The 17,793-nt window shown below is 70.1% G+C and carries 15 protein-coding genes and 4 tRNA genes; 8 read left to right on the top strand and 11 right to left on the bottom strand.

Going from position 1 to position 17,793, the window contains the following annotated elements; genetic code table 11:
• Positions 1–37: 37 nt before the first annotated feature.
• The 3 genes from ACFYZB_RS36475 to purM all read left to right on the top strand — a co-directional run bounded on the left by ACFYZB_RS36475 (position 38) and on the right by purM (position 3,350).
• The gene (locus ACFYZB_RS36475) at positions 38–508 is read left to right on the top strand and encodes an META domain-containing protein (RefSeq protein ID WP_388765811.1); all 471 of its coding nucleotides are present in this window, start codon (positions 38–40) and stop codon (positions 506–508) included.
• A 201-nt stretch (positions 509–709) separates the two neighbouring features.
• Positions 710–2,239, top strand: a complete 1,530-nt coding sequence (gene purF / locus ACFYZB_RS36480) for an amidophosphoribosyltransferase (RefSeq protein WP_351208699.1) — start codon at positions 710–712, stop codon at positions 2,237–2,239.
• A 43-nt stretch (positions 2,240–2,282) separates the two neighbouring features.
• Positions 2,283–3,350, top strand: a complete 1,068-nt coding sequence (gene purM / locus ACFYZB_RS36485) for a phosphoribosylformylglycinamidine cyclo-ligase (protein WP_351208700.1) — start codon at positions 2,283–2,285, stop codon at positions 3,348–3,350.
• 93 nt (positions 3,351–3,443) lie between these two features.
• Here the strand turns inward: purM and ACFYZB_RS36490 are convergent, their stop codons facing one another.
• Both ACFYZB_RS36490 and ACFYZB_RS36495 read right to left on the bottom strand, forming a co-directional pair.
• Positions 3,444–3,692, bottom strand: a complete 249-nt coding sequence (locus ACFYZB_RS36490) for a DUF3073 domain-containing protein (RefSeq protein WP_055707141.1) — start codon at positions 3,690–3,692, stop codon at positions 3,444–3,446.
• A 290-nt stretch (positions 3,693–3,982) separates the two neighbouring features.
• On the bottom strand, positions 3,983–5,089 hold the full coding sequence (locus ACFYZB_RS36495; RefSeq protein WP_351208701.1) for a Glu/Leu/Phe/Val dehydrogenase dimerization domain-containing protein: 1,107 nt from the start codon (positions 5,087–5,089) through the stop codon (positions 3,983–3,985).
• Between the two features lie 199 nt (positions 5,090–5,288).
• Between ACFYZB_RS36495 and ACFYZB_RS36500 the strand changes: the two genes are divergently transcribed.
• Positions 5,289–6,131: a hypothetical protein gene (locus tag ACFYZB_RS36500; protein WP_388765814.1), complete on the top strand. Its 843-nt coding sequence runs from the start codon at positions 5,289–5,291 to the stop codon at positions 6,129–6,131.
• Between the two features lie 539 nt (positions 6,132–6,670).
• On the top strand, positions 6,671–6,877 hold the full coding sequence (gene bldC, locus ACFYZB_RS36505) for a developmental transcriptional regulator BldC (RefSeq protein ID WP_003949541.1): 207 nt from the start codon (positions 6,671–6,673) through the stop codon (positions 6,875–6,877).
• Between the two features lie 459 nt (positions 6,878–7,336).
• Here bldC and ACFYZB_RS36510 read toward each other — a convergent pair whose 3' ends face one another.
• The 9 genes from ACFYZB_RS36510 to ACFYZB_RS36550 form a co-directional block, all read right to left on the bottom strand.
• Positions 7,337–7,528, bottom strand: coding sequence for a DUF6274 family protein (locus ACFYZB_RS36510; protein ID WP_388765816.1), 192 nt, complete (start codon positions 7,526–7,528; stop codon positions 7,337–7,339).
• Positions 7,529–7,738: 210 nt separating this feature from the next.
• Positions 7,739–7,813, bottom strand: a tRNA-Asp gene (locus ACFYZB_RS36515).
• Between the two features lie 96 nt (positions 7,814–7,909).
• Positions 7,910–11,854 (bottom strand): ATP-dependent RNA helicase HrpA, encoded by a 3,945-nt coding sequence (gene hrpA / locus ACFYZB_RS36520; RefSeq protein WP_388765818.1) that lies wholly within the window; start codon positions 11,852–11,854, stop codon positions 7,910–7,912.
• A gap of 57 nt (positions 11,855–11,911) precedes the next feature.
• Positions 11,912–12,040: a hypothetical protein gene (locus ACFYZB_RS36525; protein ID WP_388765820.1), complete on the bottom strand. Its 129-nt coding sequence runs from the start codon at positions 12,038–12,040 to the stop codon at positions 11,912–11,914.
• Positions 12,041–12,056: 16 nt separating this feature from the next.
• Positions 12,057–12,254 carry a DivIVA domain-containing protein gene (locus ACFYZB_RS36530; protein WP_388765822.1) on the bottom strand — a complete coding sequence of 66 codons (198 nt, stop codon included), beginning with the start codon at positions 12,252–12,254 and terminating at the stop codon, positions 12,057–12,059.
• Positions 12,255–12,306: 52 nt separating this feature from the next.
• Positions 12,307–12,380, bottom strand: a tRNA-Phe gene (locus tag ACFYZB_RS36535).
• A gap of 24 nt (positions 12,381–12,404) precedes the next feature.
• Positions 12,405–12,479 (bottom strand) — tRNA-Asp (locus ACFYZB_RS36540).
• Positions 12,480–12,515: 36 nt separating this feature from the next.
• Positions 12,516–12,588, bottom strand: a tRNA-Glu gene (locus tag ACFYZB_RS36545).
• Between the two features lie 80 nt (positions 12,589–12,668).
• On the bottom strand, positions 12,669–14,234 hold the full coding sequence (locus ACFYZB_RS36550; protein WP_388765823.1) for a metallophosphoesterase: 1,566 nt from the start codon (positions 14,232–14,234) through the stop codon (positions 12,669–12,671).
• A gap of 82 nt (positions 14,235–14,316) precedes the next feature.
• Between ACFYZB_RS36550 and ACFYZB_RS36555 the strand changes: the two genes are divergently transcribed.
• The 3 genes from ACFYZB_RS36555 to ACFYZB_RS36565 form a co-directional block, all read left to right on the top strand.
• Positions 14,317–14,667, top strand: coding sequence for a metallopeptidase family protein (locus ACFYZB_RS36555; protein ID WP_351208708.1), 351 nt, complete (start codon positions 14,317–14,319; stop codon positions 14,665–14,667).
• Between the two features lie 218 nt (positions 14,668–14,885).
• On the top strand, positions 14,886–15,419 hold the full coding sequence (locus ACFYZB_RS36560; RefSeq protein ID WP_388765825.1) for a hypothetical protein: 534 nt from the start codon (positions 14,886–14,888) through the stop codon (positions 15,417–15,419).
• Positions 15,420–15,849: 430 nt separating this feature from the next.
• The coding region (locus tag ACFYZB_RS36565; protein WP_388765827.1) for a DEAD/DEAH box helicase at positions 15,850–17,793 on the top strand (1,944 nt) is incomplete at its 3' end.

The raw sequence follows: 17,793 nt of genomic DNA on the forward strand, positions 1-17,793 counted from the left end.
AGCGGAACCGACGGGACCGGTCTACCGTCGAATCGCCATGAACCGGTACAAGAAGCGCATGATCCTCGCGCCGGCGGCCGCCTCGCTCGCCGCGCTCATGGTGGCGTGCGGCAGCGGGCGGGCGGACAGTGGTTCGGTGAGCGTCCAGCAACCGGGCCGGCAGCCCGTGACCGGCGTCGACTGGCGGGTCGACGGCCTCACCGTCGGCGGCACGACCCGGCACGCGCCCGCCTCCGCCCGCCTCCGCATCGACGAGGACGGCAAGGCGGCCGGCAACCTCGGCTGCAACCAGTTCAGCGCCCGGGTCACCGTGCACGGCGACCACCTCACCTTCGGCGACCTGCGCACGACCCGGATGGCCTGTGCCCCGGACCGGATGGCCTTCGAGCGCGCGCTCGCCCGCGCCCTCACCACCGGCACGCTTCTCGCCACGGCGGACCACGCGAAACTGACGCTCACCGACGGCGACGGCGACCGCATCCACCTGAGCCGCAACGCGCCCGGATGATGTGCGACACCTCACTCACGCATCCGGAGAACCGGCCCGCGGTCGACGCCCGCAGCGCCGCCGCCGACTCTCAGATCTCCGAGCGCACATCGCTGACCTGCGTAAACGCGGAAACCGACAAGGTGATCGGTAAGCCCTTTCCCGCTCAGGGTACGTATCCCCAATTCGGACCAGTGGTCGACCTCGCCTACACTCGGTGGCGTGCCACGTGGTGACGGTCGACTCAATCACGATCTGCTTCCCGGCGAGAAGGGCCCCCAGGACGCTTGCGGCGTCTTCGGTGTCTGGGCTCCGGGTGAAGAGGTCGCAAAGCTCACGTACTTCGGGCTCTACGCCCTCCAGCACCGGGGTCAGGAATCCGCGGGAATCGCGGTCAGCAACGGCTCCCAGATCCTCGTCTTCAAGGACATGGGCCTGGTCTCCCAGGTCTTCGACGAGACCTCGCTCGGCTCGCTCCAGGGTCATATCGCGGTCGGACACGCCCGCTACTCGACCACCGGCGCCTCCGTGTGGGAAAACGCCCAGCCGACGTTCCGTGCCACCGCGCACGGCTCGATCGCGCTCGGCCACAACGGCAACCTGGTCAACACGGCGCAGCTCGCCGAGATGGTCGCCGAGCTGCCGAACGACAACAACAGCCGCTCCACCCGGGTCGCGGCCACCAACGACACCGACCTGCTGACGGCCCTGCTGGCCGCCCAGGTCGACGCGGACGGCAAGCCGCTGACCATCGAGGAGGCGGCCCACCAGGTCCTCCCGAAGGTGCGGGGCGCCTTCTCCCTCGTCTTCATGGACGAGGGCACCCTCTACGCCGCCCGTGACCCGCAGGGCATCCGCCCGCTGGTCCTCGGCCGTCTGGAGCGCGGCTGGGTGGTCGCCTCCGAGACCGCCGCCCTGGACATCTGCGGCGCGAGCTTCGTCCGCGAGATCGAGCCGGGTGAGTTCGTCGCCGTCGACGAGAACGGCCTGCGCTCCTCCCGATTCGCGGAAGCGAAGCCCAAGGGCTGTGTCTTCGAGTACGTGTACCTGGCCCGCCCGGACACGGACATCGCCGGCCGGAACGTGTACCTCTCCCGCGTGGAGATGGGCCGCCGGCTGGCCAAGGAAGCCCCCGTCGAGGCGGACCTGGTCATAGCGACCCCGGAGTCCGGCACCCCGGCCGCCATCGGCTACGCGGAGGCCTCCGGCATCCCCTTCGGCGCGGGTCTCGTGAAGAACGCGTACGTGGGCCGTACGTTCATCCAGCCCTCGCAGACCATCCGGCAGCTGGGCATCCGCCTGAAGCTGAACCCGCTGAAGGAAGTCATCAAGGGCAAGCGCCTGGTCGTCGTCGACGACTCCATCGTGCGCGGCAACACCCAGCGGGCCCTGGTCCGCATGCTCCGCGAGGCGGGCGCGGCCGAGGTCCACATCCGGATCTCCTCGCCGCCCGTGAAGTGGCCCTGCTTCTTCGGCATCGACTTCGCCACGCGCGCGGAGCTGATCGCCAACGGCATGACCATCGAGGAGATCGGCACCTCGCTCGGCGCCGACTCGCTCGCCTACATCTCCATCGACGGCATGATCGAGGCGACCACCATCGCCAAGCCGAACCTGTGCCGCGCCTGCTTCGACGGCGAGTACCCGATGGAGCTGCCGGACCCCGAGCTGCTCGGCAAGCAGCTCCTGGAGACCGAGCTGGCCGCCGGCCCGGCCGCGACGGCCGCCGCCGACGCGATCCGCCGCCCGTAACACCCTGCACACCCCGCAGGACGACACGAAAGCTCTCACAGTCATGTCTGAGACAACCGGTGCCAGCTACGCAGCGGCGGGCGTCGACATCGAGGCGGGCGACCGCGCGGTCGAGCTGATGAAGGAGTGGGTGAAGAAGACGCAGCGTCCCGAGGTCCTCGGCGGCCTCGGCGGCTTCGCCGGGCTCTTCGACGCCTCCGCCCTCAAGCGCTACGAGCGTCCCCTCCTCGCCTCCGCCACGGACGGCGTCGGCACGAAGGTGGACGTCGCGCGCCGCATGGGCGTCTACGACACCATCGGCCACGACCTGGTCGCCATGGTCATGGACGACATCGTGGTGTGCGGTGCCGAGCCGCTGTTCATGACCGACTACATCTGCGTCGGCAAGGTCCACCCCGAGCGCGTCGCGGCCATCGTGAAGGGCATCGCGGAGGGCTGTGTGCTCGCCGGATGCGCCCTGGTGGGCGGCGAGACGGCCGAACACCCCGGCCTGCTGGGCGAGGACGACTTCGACGTCGCCGGGGCCGGTACGGGCGTGGTGGAGGCCGACCGGCTGCTCGGCGCGGATCGCATCCGTACGGGTGACGCGGTGATCGCCATGGCGTCCTCCGGGCTTCACTCGAACGGGTACTCCCTGGTCCGCCACGTTCTGCTGAACACGGCCGGCCTGGCCCTGGAGACGGAGGTCCCGGAGCTCGGCCGCACCCTCGGCGAGGAGCTGCTGGAGCCCACCAAGATCTACTCGCTGGACTGCCTGGCGCTGATCCGCACCACGGATGTGCACGCGTTCTCGCACATCACCGGCGGCGGACTCGCGGCCAACCTGGCCCGCGTCATCCCCGACGAGCTGCACGCGGTCGTCGACCGCTCCACCTGGACCCCGGGCGCGATCTTCGACCTGGTCGGGAAGACCGGGAACGTCGAGCGCCTGGAGCTGGAGAAGACCCTCAACATGGGCGTCGGCATGATGGCGATCGTCCCCGCGGAGTCCACCGAGGTGGCCCTCGCGACCCTGGCCGACCGCGGCGTCGACGCCTGGGTGGCCGGCGAGATCACCGACCGCGGCGACAAGGAGTCGGGCGCGGAGCTGGTGGGGGACTACGCCCGCTGAGCGGCGGCGGGTGACCGCACCCGCCCGGCCTGCGGATAGCACAGAAGCCGGTCGGTGGCTGTGCCACCGACCGGACTGTTACTCAGTGCAAGGTCAAGCGCCGCGACGGTGTTGTGAGGGACCCTCGTCCTCGTCCTCGTCGTCCTCATAGAGGTCGGCGTAACGGGAGTACAGGTCGTCCTCGTCATGCTCATCGTCCTCGAACGGCTCGCCGTTCGGCGGCTGGCTCGAAGTCGATGCGCCCAGTTCACTGGCCAGACGTGACAGGTCAGTCCCACCGCTGTTGTACTTCAGCTGGCGGGCGACCTTTGTCTGCTTGGCCTTGGCCCGGCCGCGCCCCATGGCTCGACCCCCTCGGTGACGGGGCTCAACGGCCCCAGAGTCTGACACGCGTTCATGATCCGGAACGGACCCTCCGCGGAGGGGCCGGTCCGTAGGGCTTCCACGGTACCTGAGCCCGCGCCCATACGGTACGTCGCCCGCAGCACGCGCGTGTGCCCAAGACCTTTGAGGCGCCCCGTCCTCGCTGGTCAGTGGCGATTTTAACCACTTATCGGGGAACGACCCGCCGATGGAAGTGAGAGTTCTCTCGAAGTACCCACCGGCGGGTACCGCTCACCCGGGCGACCGGGTCAGTGCGCGGCGTGTCCCGCGCGGGCCTCGGCCATCCGCTGCTCGGCGATCCGGTCGGCCGCGGCGGCCGGCGGAATCCCGTCTTCCTTCGCACGTGCGAATATGGCCAGCGTGGTGTCGAAGATCTTCGACGCCTTCGCCCTGCACCGGTCGAAGTCGAAACCGTGCAGTTCGTCGGCCACCTGGATGACCCCGCCCGCGTTGACCACGTAGTCCGGCGCGTAGAGGATCCCGCGGTCGGCGAGGTCCTTCTCCACGCCCGGGTGCGCGAGCTGGTTGTTGGCGGCGCCGCACACCACCTTGGCGGTGAGCACCGGCACGCTGTCGTCGTTCAGGGCGCCGCCGAGCGCGCAGGGGGCGTAGATGTCGAGCCCCTCGACGCGGATCAGCGCCTCGGTGTCCGCGACCGCCGTCACGCCGGCCGGGTACTGCTCGAGGATCCGCTGGACGGCGTCCGTGCGCACGTCCGTGACGACGACCTCGGCGCCCTCGTCGCGCAGGTGCTTCACCAGGTGGTGGCCGACCTTGCCGACGCCGGCGATGCCGACCTTGCGGCCGCGCAGCGAGGGGTCGCCCCACAGGTGCTGGGCGGAGGCGCGCATGCCCTGGTAGACGCCGAAGGCGGTGAGCACGGAGGAGTCACCGGCGCCGCCGTTCTCGGGGGAGCGGCCGGTGGTCCAGCGGCACTCCCGGGCCACGACGTCCATGTCGGCGACGTAGGTGCCGACGTCGCACGCGGTGACGTAGCGCCCGCCGAGCGAGGCGACCATGCGGCCGTAGGCGAGGAGCAGCTCCTCGGTCTTGTCGCGCTCCGGGTCGCCGATGATCACGGCCTTGCCGCCGCCGTGGTCGAGGCCGGCCATGGCGTTCTTGTACGACATTCCGCGCGCGAGGTTGAGGGCGTCGGCGACGGCCTCGGCCTCGTTCGCATAAGGGTAGAAGCGCGTGCCGCCGAGGGCCGGGCCCAGGGCGGTGGAGTGGATGGCGATCACGGCCTTGAGGCCGCTTGCGCGGTCCTGGCAGAGCACGACCTGCTCATGGCCCCCCTGGTCCGAGTGGAACAGGGTGTGCAGGACATCAGCAGGTGCGCCAATTACGTCGGTCACTGTGGTGACTCCTGTGTAAAGAGCGGCGAGTGGGGTGGAACCCCGTACGGGTGGCGGGGTGCCGTGGCATGAGCGTAGAGCCTTGGCACGACCACCATCCGTGCAGTGTTCAGGATCACTCTCCCGGGGCGTTCGTGCACGCATGACCGTGGCACGATTTGCAGTGTTTCGAGCGGGGTCCGCTGGGGAGGGAGCAGGCGTGCCGAAGGTGTCCTCCGTGGTCGTCCCCTATGCCGCGTACCTGCGCGTGTACGAGCCGCTGGGCGCCTTCCCGGAGCCGGAGCGCAGCCACTGGGCGCGCTACGCCCGCCGCCCCGACCGCCCCTCCTACCAGGACGAACTGCGCCGCTCCCTGGCCGACTTGCTGCCCACCCCGCCGGTCGTGGTGCCGGTGCACGAGAGCGGCGACGCCTTCGTGCTGGAGGTCGACGGCGTGGTCTGCGTGTGCCCCTGGCGGACCCGGCTGCGCGGCTGGCAGGCGCTCGGCGAGCTGGCCGAGGAGCTGCCCGCGCCGGTGCTGGACGCGGTGCTGCCGCCGGTCGTGCGGCGCCAGGCCGCCCAGGACTACGAGCGCTGGCTGGCCCGCAACCCCGACGCCCGCCCGTGGATCCGCACATCGACCTGGCAGGTGCCGCTGAACTGGTTCGTGCTGGTCTCGGACGAGGAGCGGCGCTACGAGAAGGGCACCGCCGAGGTGCCGCCACTGCTGCGCTACCGCACGCCGATGGTGCAGGCCCGGCGTCGGGTGGCGCGGGCGCTGCGCACGCTGAAGGACACCGTGGAGGAAGGCCCGCTGATCGACGGCCTGGTGGACGTCGGCCGCTGGCTGGAGGAGTTCCACCCGCGCTCGCTGGTGGAGCTGGACTACGGCGGCCTGGTGCATGTGCTGCCGGCCGGTGAGCTGGAGGGCGACCACTCGGCGGCGGACGTGGCCGAGGGCGTCGAGGCGCTGCGGCGGGGCGACGGGGCGGCGGCCGGGGAGGCCTATGCGCGGCTCGTGGAGCGGTGGCGGGCGGTCCGGGACCGGCGCTCGGCGAACTGAAGTCCCACGAGGCAACGGGTGTGACGTACGTCACGGCCCCAAACGGCGTCGAACGACGTACGGTCTAGGCCACTTGACCATGTGACGGGACGTTGGTTCCGATCTGGACTTTTGTCCCAAGGGTGATGGACGGCACTTACGCGGCCCTTGCGCCTCTTGCCACCCCTCATGCCAAAATAGGACAAGGAGTCCGGGGAGGGCTCCTTCCGTCCAACTGTGCTCCACTGCGGGCGGATTCTCGGCATTGCGCGCTTTGGGGGGTCTTGTGACTCCTGATCGTCCTGTGACTGATCGTCACAGTGGCGTGACTGTCCGCTATGGCATGGTCCATCGGCTTCCGTCGCTGATGAACACCTGGGAGGGCAATTCCATCGGTTTGGCCGACGCGGCTGGACAGATGGTGTAGTTGTAGTGCCGAGGACAAGCCGTTCGTCCTATAACCGACTCGACTCGCGTCCGCCATTTCGGGCAACGCGGGTCAAGGTGCAGAATTTAGAGGAAAGAACCGAGAAGGTTCGGTTCTCCCGAGGAGGCCGCTCATGACCGCTCGCACCCCTGATGCCGAGCCGCTGCTGACCCCGGCTGAGGTCGCCACCATGTTCCGTGTCGACCCCAAGACGGTCACGCGGTGGGCGAAGGCCGGCAAGCTCACGTCCATCCGCACGCTCGGCGGGCACCGCCGCTACCGCGAGGCCGAGGTCCGCGCACTGCTCGCGGGCATCCCGCAGCAGCGCAGCGAGGCCTGAACAACCGAATAACCGGGCAATCCGGCAGGTCCCCCAACCGGCCGAGGCGCCCGAACCCTAGCTCCAAGCGACGCGGGACCTGCCCCAACAGGGCCCTCGCCCAAGCCGAACGGAACGTTGTAGGCAGCGACACAGGGTGCGTCGTAGATCGCGCTGGACTCCGCCGGGTCCAGCGCGATCTTTTTTGTGCGCTGGTCGCAGGCGTGGTGGGCCGCTGTGAGCGGCCTTGTCGGAGTCTGGGCAGGGGTGTCGGAACGGCTGTGCGCGACCTCTGAGAGCGGTGCAATTGCACATATTAAATTGACCCGTTGTAGGCCAGGGGTAAGTACCGCCCTTTCAAAAACTCATGCGGTGACTCCCGTCACACGTCCTGGCGGTTGTTGCCGATGGGACGGGTGCGCTAATGGAGCGGCCCGCCCCAGCGTCCCACGTGGGCAGGGCTGTTGGGGCCGGCAGCGGTCACGCGCTGCGGGGGCGCCGGCCCTCGCCTTCCTCGTCGCCCGCTTCGGAGACCCGTGGGCCGGCGTCCAGCACCAGCCGCAGCAGGTGATGACAGATGGGGCAGTGGCGGGTGAGATGCCGGTAGGACGAGGCGGCCGCCAGATGGGCCCTCAGCAGCGCTCGCGTCTCGTGCCTGACCGAAGCCGCCATACGCCACCTCCGCGGACCGCACAGGGGAACGGACCCTGTCTTCTGGGTACCGACGCGAAGAGACGCCGTCAAGGGCGCCGACGCCGGCTGGAGGAAGTGGGAAGGGTCCCTCCCAGCGCCTCCACTGCGCCGGACCGGGAGGAGAGGCCGTACGGGGGCTCACTGCGCCGGAACAGAAGAAGGGCCCCCAGAGGGGGCCCTTCTTCGATGCGGTCCTGACGGGATTTGAACCCGCGGCCTCCACCTTGACAGGGTGGCGAGCACTCCAAACTGCTCCACAGGACCAGGTTTCGCGGCGCTTGGTTTGTGCACTGCGCTGCGAGAAGAGACTGTACAGGAGGTGAGGCCGCCTGGTCGAACTCACCCCCTGTGCGCGAGCGGTTACGGCACGGCGGCGTCGATCGCCTTCACGATCCGCTTGTCGGAGACGGGGTACGCGGTGCCGAGCGCATGGGCGAAGTAGCTGACCCGCAGCTCCTCGATCATCCAGCGGATGTCCAGGACCGAGGAGGGGACCGGGCGGCCCTGGGGAAGCTGCTCCAGGAGCCAGGCGTACTCGTCCTGCATCTCGTGGACCTTCTCCATGCGCGTCGTGTCCCGCTGGACGTTCGTCGGCATCTGCTGCAGGCGCCGGTCCGCGGCCACCAGGTAGCGCATCAGGTCGGGAAGGCGCCGTATCCCCGCCCAGGTGACGAATCCCGGCTTCACGAGGGCGTCCAGCTGCTTGCGTACGTCCGTCAGGTTTGCCAGCAGGGCAGGGCTGCTCACGGCCTTCAGCCGGCGTTCACAGGCCTGCCAGGCGGCGAGCACCTGCTGCACCTGGGCGACGGTGCGGACCGTCGTGTCGACGATGTCCGCGCGCACCTTGTCGTACAGCTTCCGGTACGACTCCTCGTCCCAGGCCGGACCCCCGAAGTCCCCGATCAGCTTGTCGGCCGCCGCCATCGCGCAGTCGTCGAACAACGCCTGGACGGAGCCGTGCGGGTTCGCGGAGAGCGCCAGCTTCTGGGCGTTCGTCAGCTTCTCGGACGCGAATTTCGCCGGGTTCACCGGGATGTTCCGCAGGATCAGCCGCCGGGTGCCCTTCCACATGGCCTCGGCCTGCTCGGCCTCCGTGTCGAAGAGCCGCACCGAGACCGTGTCGCCGTCGTCCACCAGCGCCGGGTACGCCTTCACCGGCTGGCCGGCCCGGCGGGTCTCGAAGACCCGGGTGAGGGTGCCGATCGTCCAGTCGGTCAGGCCCTTGCGCTCCAGGGACTCGCCGCCCTCGCGGGACGCGGTCGCCGCTGCCGCCTGGGACAGGGCCTGCCTCGCCTTCGGCTTCAGCCTGAGCTTCAGTGCCTCCAGGTCCTTGTCCTCGGCCAGCTTCCGGCGCCGCTCGTCGACGATCCGGAAGGTGATCTTGAGGTGGTCGGGCACCTTGGACCAGTCGAAGTCGTCCGCCTCGAAGGGGACGCCGACCATCCGCTTCAGCTCGCGCGCCATCGTCACCGGCAGCGGCTCCTGCAGGGGCACCGCCTTCTCCAGGAACGCCTTCGCGTAGTTCGGCGCGGGCACGTAGTTGCGGCGGATCGGCTTCGGGAGCGAGCGGATCAGCTCCGTCACGACCTCCTCGCGCAGACCCGGGATCTGCCAGTCGAAGCCCTCGTCCGTGACCTGGTTGAGGACCTGGAGAGGGATGTGGACCGTGACGCCGTCGGCGTCGGCGCCCGGCTCGAACTGGTACGTGACCCGGAACTTCAGCGGGCCCTGCCGCCAGGAATCGGGGTAGTCGGCCTTGGTGACCGCCTCCGCCGACTCCCGGATGAGCATCTCCCGCTCGAAGTCCAGGAAGTCCGGCTGCTCGTGCCGCTTCCGCTTCCACCAGGAGTCGAAGTGCGCGCCGGACACCACGTGTTCGGGCACCCGCTGGTCGTAGAAGTCGAAGAGCGTCTCGTCGTCGACCACGATGTCCCGGCGCCGCGCCCGGTGCTCCAGCTCCTCGACCTCGCTGAGGAGTCTGCGGTTGTCGGCGAAGAACTTGTGGTGCGTGCGCCAGTCGCCCTCGACCAGCGCGTTGCGGATGAACAGCTCGCGACTCGTCTCCGGGTCGATGCGGCCGTAGTTCACCTTGCGCTGGGCGACGATCGGCACGCCGTACAGGGTGACCTTCTCGTACGCCATCACGGCCGCCTGGTCCTTCTCCCAGTGCGGTTCGCTGTACGTCCGCTTCAGGAGGTGTCCGGCGAGCGGTTCGACCCACTCCGGCTCGATCTTGGCGTTGACCCGCGCCCACAGCCTGGACGTCTCGACCAGCTCGGCCGACATCACGAACTTCGGCTGCTTCTTGAACAGCGCCGAACCCGGGAAGATCGCGAACTTGGCGTTGCGGGCGCCCAGGTACTCGTTCTTGTTGCCGTCGCGTACGTCCTTCATCCCGATGTGGGAGAGGAGGCCGGCGAGGAGGGAGGTGTGGATGCGGTCGGCCGGGGCGTCCTCCTCGTTCAGGTGGATGCCCATCTGCTTGGCGACCGTGCGCAGCTGGGTGTAGATGTCCTGCCACTCACGGATGCGCAGGAAGTTCAGGTACTCCTGCTTGCACATCCGCCGGAAGGACGACGATCCCCGCTCCTTCTGCTGCTCGCGGATGTACCGCCACAGGTTGAGGTAGGCGAGGAAGTCGCTGGTCTCGTCCCTGAAGCGGGCGTGCTGCTGGTCGGCCTGGGCCTGCTTGTCGGCCGGGCGCTCGCGCGGGTCCTGGATGGACAGCGCGGCGGCGATGACCATGACCTCGCGGACACAGCCGTTCTTGTCGGCTTCCAGGACCATGCGGGCCAGCCGGGGGTCGACGGGCAGCTGAGCCAGCTTCCGGCCGGTGTCGGTGAGGCGCTTGCGCGGGTCCTTCTGGTCCGGGTCCAGCGCGTGCAGCTCCTGCAGCAACTGCACGCCGTCGCGGATGTTGCGGTGGTCCGGCGGGTCGATGAAGGGGAACTTCTCGATGTCGCCGAGGCCGGCCGCGGTCATCTGGAGGATGACGGAGGCCAGGTTCGTACGGAGGATCTCCGCGTCCGTGAACTCCGGGCGGGCGACGAAGTCGTCCTCGGAGTAGAGGCGGATGCAGATGCCGTCGCTCGTACGGCCGCAGCGGCCCTTGCGCTGGTTGGCGCTGGCCTGGGAGATCGGCTCGATGGGCAGCCGCTGGACCTTGGTGCGGTGGCTGTAGCGGCTGATCCGGGCGAAGCCGGGATCGATGACGTACTTGATGCCGGGGACGGTGAGGGAGGTCTCGGCGACGTTCGTGGCCAGAACGATCCTGCGCCCGGTGTGCGGCTGGAAGACCCGGTGCTGCTCGGCGTGCGAGAGCCGGGCGTAGAGGGGCAGGATCTCGGTGAACCTGTATTTCTTCTTCTCCAGGGCGTCGGCGGTGTCCCGGATCTCCCGCTCGCCGGAGAGGAAGACGAGGATGTCGCCCTGGCCCTCGGCCTGGAGCTCCTCGACGGCCTCGCAGATCGCGGTGATCTGGTCCCGGTCGGCGTCCTCGGAGTCCTCTTCGAGGAGGGGGCGGTAGCGCACCTCGACCGGGTACGTCCGCCCGCTGACCTCGATGATCGGCGCGTCGCCGAAGTGCCGGGAGAAGCGCTCGGGGTCGATGGTGGCCGAGGTGATGACGACCTTGAGATCCGGCCGTTTCGGCAGCAACTGGGCCAGGTAGCCGAGCAGGAAGTCGATGTTGAGGGACCGCTCGTGGGCCTCGTCGATGATGATGGTGTCGTAGGCGCGCAGCTCGCGGTCCGTCTGGATCTCGGCGAGCAGGATGCCGTCCGTCATCAGCTTGATGAAGGTGGCGTCCGGGTTCACCTGGTCGGTGAACCGCACCTTCCAGCCGACGGCCTCGCCGAGCGGCGTCCGCATCTCCTCCGCCACGCGCTCGGCGACGGTGCGGGCGGCGATACGCCGGGGCTGCGTGTGCCCGATCATGCCGCGTACGCCGCGTCCCAGCTCCAGGCAGATCTTCGGGATCTGCGTGGTCTTTCCGGAACCGGTCTCACCGGCCACGATGACGACCTGGTGATCGCGGATGGCCGCCGCGATCTCGTCCTTCTTCTGGCTGACCGGCAGCTGCTCCGGGTAGCCGATGGAGGGCACACGGGAGCGCCGCTCGGCCATCCGGACCTCGGCCTTGCCGACCTCCGCCTCGATCTCGGCGAGGACGGCGGCGCGGGCCTCCGGCTTACGGATCTTGCGCGCGCCCTCGAGCCGCCGGCCGAGCCGATGCGCGTCGCGCAGCGACAACTCGGTCAGACGGGGGGCGAGGGTGCCGAGAACGGGGGCGGGATGCGTAGACATACGCGATCCAGGATCTCACCCCGTCCGAAAAACACGCGAACGATTTGTCCCGGGCGCTCAGAGTGTGCGCCGGGCGGGTGTGGTGGCGGGGCCCGGATCGGTGTGCCGAGGGAGCGCCGCACCGCTCAGGCCGATCGACTTCGCGGTGTTGGCGACGGCCTTGATGCCCAGGTAGGCGGTGGTCATGCTGCCCGCTCCCGGCTCATCTCCCCGTCCCTTCGTCCAGCAGCTGTGCGACCCGTGCGTCGACCTGAGCCCGGTCGTACCCGCGCCGGACGATGTCGAACGGTGGCGGCGCCTCGGATGCCGTGCCTGCGGCCAGCCGGGTCAGATAGGCGTCCACCTGGGCCCGGTCATAACCACGCCGGACGATCTCGAAACCCTGGAAGCCGTCTGTCATGAATGTCCCCCTACGGCGAAGGCCCCGTTCACTGAACGGGGCCTTCTGACGGTGGCTGGGGCCGGGGTCGAACCGGCGACCTTCCGCTTTTCAGGCGGACGCTCGTACCAACTGAGCTACCCAGCCACGGTGTTTCACGTGAAACACCAGCGGTCCTGACGGGATTTGAACCCGCGGCCTCCACCTTGACAGGGTGGCGAGCACTCCAAACTGCTCCACAGGACCAAGCTTGCGTGCAACAGTGTCGCACACGGTATTGCGTGCCCCCAACGGGATTCGAACCCGTGCTACCGCCTTGAAAGGGCGGCGTCCTAGGCCGCTAGACGATGAGGGCTATCGGCCCGCCTGGGCGCTTCTCAGCGCGTCGGGGACGTGAGAAGCATATGGGATGGCGGGGAGTATCGCCAAAACGGTTTACGGCGAGGGGGCCGAAGGGGTGCGGGACGAGGTGGAGGAGGCGCCTGGGGAAGGCGTCCTCTTCGGCCGGTTCTCGTCCGCCAGATGGCGGCTGACCTCGGCCGTCGTCTCGCCCAGTCCCCCCAGTTTGATCGCGTCCCAGGCCTGGAGACGGTGGCTGTCACGGTCGAAGTAGAGGATCGAGGCCTCGATGGGCGCGGGGTACTTGCGCTCCACCGCCCGCAGCCCGCTGCCGCCGGTGGAACCCTCCATGCGCAGCCGGGTGCCGTAGGGCAGCATCTCGTCCCCCTCGTGGTGCAAGTGGCCGCACAGCACCAGCGGCACCTCGCCGTCCGTCTCACGGGCCGCCGACGGTTCGTGGGCGATCGCGACGTCCACCGGGGTTCCGGCCGCCCTCTGGTCGCGCAGGGTGCTGGCCAGTCGGTCGCCCGCCAGCTGCTCGGCCGCGTCGCCGCCCGGTGCCACCGAACGGTCGGGGGTGAACTGCGGGTCGCCGATGCCGGCGAAACGCAGTCCCGCGACCGTCTGCGCCCGGCCGTCGTCCAGGACGTGCACGTTCTTCATCCGCTCCAGATAGCGCTGGGTGGTTCGGGAGTCGTGGTTGCCCCGCACCCAGACGTACGGCGCGCCCAGGTCCCGGATCGGGTCCAGGAAGCCGTTCTCCGCCGCCGTACCGTGGTCCATCGTGTCGCCGGAGTCGACGATCACGTTCACCTTGTACTGCTCCACCAGCGAGGCGATGATCTTCCAGCTCGCCGGGTTGAGATGGATGTCCGACACGTGCAGGACCCGGATGGTGGAGGGGTCCGGCTGGTAGGCCGGGAGGGTGGAGGTGACGTCGTAGAGCTTCGTCACGTTCGTCACCAGACGGGCCAGCTCCTGCTGGTAGACGTTGAATTCCGTGACGATGCTGCGCGCGTTGCCGACCACCGCCGGTGCCGAGGTGAGCAGCCCGGAGAACTTCGGTTCCAGGACCGACTTCGGGTTCCAGGTGGCGTACGCGCTCGCCCCGGACGCGGCCAGCAGGGTCAGGGCGAGGCCGCCGGCGGCCAGGGAGCGGCGGGGGCTGCGGTAGACGGCGAGGCCGAGGGCCGTGGCGCCGGCGACCACGGCGACACAGGAGCGCACGGCCAGATCCAGCGTGCCGTGCTCGACGTCCCGGGCGACCTCGTCCTGGAGGCCGGAGATCCGTTCGGGGTGGTCGACCAGGGCCTGGGCGCGCAGCGGGTCCAGCTGGTCCACGTTGACGTCCAGACGGACGGGGGCCACATGGCTGTCCAGGGTGAGCGCGCCCAGCGGTGAGACGTTGATCTTCGTGCCGCCGGTGAGCGACGGGCGCAGCGCCATCGTGGTGTCCATGGGGCCGACCGGCGTGCGTACGTTTCCGACGATCAGCAGGCCCAGCCAGGCGCCGACCAGCACGACGGCCGTCAGGCCGAGGGCGCGGAGCCAGGGGCGGGGGCGGGCGGCGAGTTCCAGGGCGGGCAGCCGGGGGGTGCCGCTGCGGGCGGGGCGTATGCGGTTCGTCATCGTGCGGAGGGCGGCGACGGGAACGCGGACCATTGGTGCCGTATGCCCGTGTACAGGCGTGGATATGCGGTGCCGCACCGCTTTCGTACGGGCCCTCGTAGCCGACAATGACCATGTGCTGGAGATGACGCGCGAGGAGTTCGAGGAACTGGTCGCCGAGGCGCTCGACCGGATCCCGCCGGAGCTGATGCGGCTCATGGACAACGTGGCGGTGTTCGTGGAGGACGAACCTCCCGCCGACGACCCCGAGCTGCTCGGCCTGTACGAGGGCACGCCGCTGACCGACCGGGGCGAGTGGTACGCGGGGGTGCTGCCGGACCGGATCACCGTCTACCGCGGGCCGACGCTGCGGATGTGCGACTCCCGCGAGGACGTCGTCGCGGAGACCGAGGTGACCGTGGTGCACGAGATCGCCCACCACTTCGGCATCGACGACGCCCGACTGCATGCTCTCGGGTACGGGTGAGGTCGCCTGCGGCGCTTCGGCGTGGGAGGCAGCCGCCTCGGCTTCGCGTTCGGCGGGGATTTCGTTCCCATCCGCACCACCCGTGCGGCTTTCGTCGTCGGGTGCGGGTGGCCCCCGGGGGGCGTCCTCGCCGTCGACGGCTTGCGGGCGCGTGTCCTCTTGCGGGCGGCGGGAGTTGGGGAGGTTGACTCCTTTCCTTGCCTCCGGAGGTGGCCGCCGTGCGCCCCTTGTCCGTACCCGTCCGGCTCACCGTCACCGTGCTGGCCCTCGCCGCTGCCGCCGGCTGTGTGAACGTGGGTGATGCCGCGGGCCCGGCCAGGCCCTCGCACTCGGCGGGGCGGCACGGCGGCGCGGGGCCCGACGGCGGCCCGGTGGACGGCGCCGGCGGCTTCGGTGGGCACGACGGCGCGGCGCGCGACGGCAAGCACAAGCACGGCGGCAAGGCGGAGCGGGGGGAGGAGTCGGCCTCCCCGTCGGCCACCGCCCCGTCCGGCGAGGGCAGCTCGCCCGCGGCCCCGGCGAAGCCCGGCAAACCCGGCAGGACCGTCGACCCCGGGGGCCCGGCGCCGACCAACGCCCCGCCGACGCCACCGGTCACCTCCGCCCCGCCCGAGCCGCCCGCTTCCACCCCGCCGCCGGCGACCTCCCAGCCCCCGTCGGCCGAGCCGTCCTCCTCGGCCCACGAGGCGACGGGAACCCAGCTCGTCCAGCGCGAACCGGCACCGGCGCCCGGGACGGACGTCGGGGCGTGATCTCCGACGGCGCGCGTGAACTCCCGGACGGCGCGCGTGATCCCCGGGAAGCGGCGCGCTTGATCTCCGGGGCGGGACGCTTGATCTCCGGGGTCGGGGCGCTTGAGCTACGCGATGGCGCGCGTGATCTTTGCGGAGGCGGGGCGACCGTCGCTCCGGCGTGGCGCGCGTGATCTCCGAAGGCGTGGCAGCCTTGGTTCCAGGGCGCCGGAGGCGTGGCTCACCTGCGGAAACGGGGCCAGTTTGCCTTCAGGGGTGGTGAGTGCGTATGGTGGTAGATCGTTTGATCCCATTTGCCCGGCGCCACCACAGAGCGCGCCGTGTGGCGCGTACTCTCCTTTGCCGTGGCGGACCGCATTGAGGCGGTCGTGAGCGAATCACGGAGTTGACGGGCGCGTGCCGAAGAGACTCCGGAAGGTTTCGCATTCGCATGTCCGTGTCCAGTACTGATCAGTTCGTCGTGTCCGAGAACGAGCTCGCCGAGTTCGAGGGCGACCTCGCCGACGCGACGACCGAGATCACCGAGGCCCCCGAGGCCGCTGACACCACCCAGACCCCCCAGATCACCTTCGCCGACCTGGGTCTGCCCGAGGGCGTCGTGCGCAAGCTCGCGCAGAACGGCGTGACCACCCCCTTCCCGATCCAGGCCGCGACCATCCCGGACGCCCTGGCCGGCAAGGACATCCTCGGCCGCGGCCGCACCGGTTCCGGCAAGACCCTCTCCTTCGGTCTGCCGACCCTGGCCACGCTGGCCGGCGGCCGCACCCAGAAGCACAAGCCCCGCGCGGTCATCCTCACCCCGACCCGCGAGCTGGCCATGCAGGTCGCCGACGCCCTCCAGCCGTACGGAGACGTCCTCGGCCTGAAGATGAAGGTCGTCTGCGGCGGCACCTCCATGGGCAACCAGATCTACGCCCTGGAGCGCGGCGTCGACGTCCTGGTCGCCACACCGGGCCGGCTGCGCGACATCATCAACCGTGGCGCCTGCTCCCTCGAGGACGTGCAGATCGCCGTCCTGGACGAGGCCGACCAGATGTCCGACCTGGGCTTCCTGCCCGAGGTCACCGAGCTGCTCGACCAGGTCCCGGCCGGCGGCCAGCGCATGCTCTTCTCCGCCACGATGGAGAACGAGATCCAGACCCTCGTCGACCGCTACCTGAACAGCCCCGTCTCGCACGAGGTGGACGCGGCCCAGGGCGCGGTGACGACCATGTCGCACCACATCCTCATCGTGAAGCCCAAGGACAAGGCGCCGGTCACCGCCGCGATCGCCTCCCGCAAGGGCCGCACGATCATCTTCGTGCGCACCCAGCTGGGCGCCGACCGTGTCGCCGAGCAGCTGCGCGACGCCGGTGTGAAGGCCGACGCGCTGCACGGCGGCATGACCCAGGGCGCCCGCACCCGCACCCTGGCCGACTTCAAGGACGGTTATGTCAACGTCCTGGTCGCCACCGACGTCGCCGCCCGCGGCATCCACGTCGACGGCATCGACCTGGTGCTGAACGTGGACCCGGCCGGCGACCACAAGGACTACCTGCACCGCGCCGGCCGCACGGCCCGTGCCGGGCGCACCGGTACGGTCGTCTCCCTCTCCCTGCCGCACCAGCGCCGCCAGATCTTCCGTCTGATGGAGGACGCCGGCGTCGACGCGGCCCGCCACATCATCCAGGGCGGCGCCGCCTTCGACCCGGAGGTCGCCGAGATCACCGGCGCCCGCTCCATGACCGAGGTCCAGGCCGAGTCCGCCGGCAACGCCGCCCAGCAGGCCGAGCGCGAGGTCGCCCAGCTCACCAAGCAGCTGGAGCGCGCCCAGCGCCGCGCGACCGAGCTGCGCGAGGAGGCCGACCGGCTGGTGGCCCGGGTCGCCCGCGAGCGTGGCGAGGACCCCGAGGCCGCGGTGGCCGAGGCCCAGGCGACGGCGGCGGAGGAGCTCGCGGCCGTGGCCGAGGAGCCGACGGTGCGGGAGACCGGGCGCGAGGAGCGTCCGGCGGCTTCGGCGCCGTACGAGCGCCGGGAGCGGCGCGGCTTCGAGCGCCGCGAGGACCGGGGTGACCGCCGTGACGACCGTGGTGGCCGCTCCTTCGAGCGCCGTGACGAGCGCCGCCCGTTCGACCGGGACCGTGACCGCGACCGCGGTGAGCGTGGCTTCGAGCGCCGTGAGGAGCGCGGCGACCGTGGTGGCCGTGGCTTCGAGCGCCGTGACGACCGTCGCCCGTTCGACCGTGACCGTCGTGACGACCGCGGCGGCCGTTCCTTCGAGCGCCGTGAGGAGCGGGGCGGCTTCGAGCGCCGTGAGGAGCGCGGCGACCGTGGTGGCCGTGGCTTCGAGCGCCGTGACGACCGTCGCCCGTTCGACCGTGACCGTCGTGACGAC

Origin of the sequence: Streptomyces sp. NPDC001852 (assembly GCF_042891825.1) — a bacterium.
Taxonomy (GTDB): Bacteria; Actinomycetota; Actinomycetes; order Streptomycetales; family Streptomycetaceae; genus Streptomyces.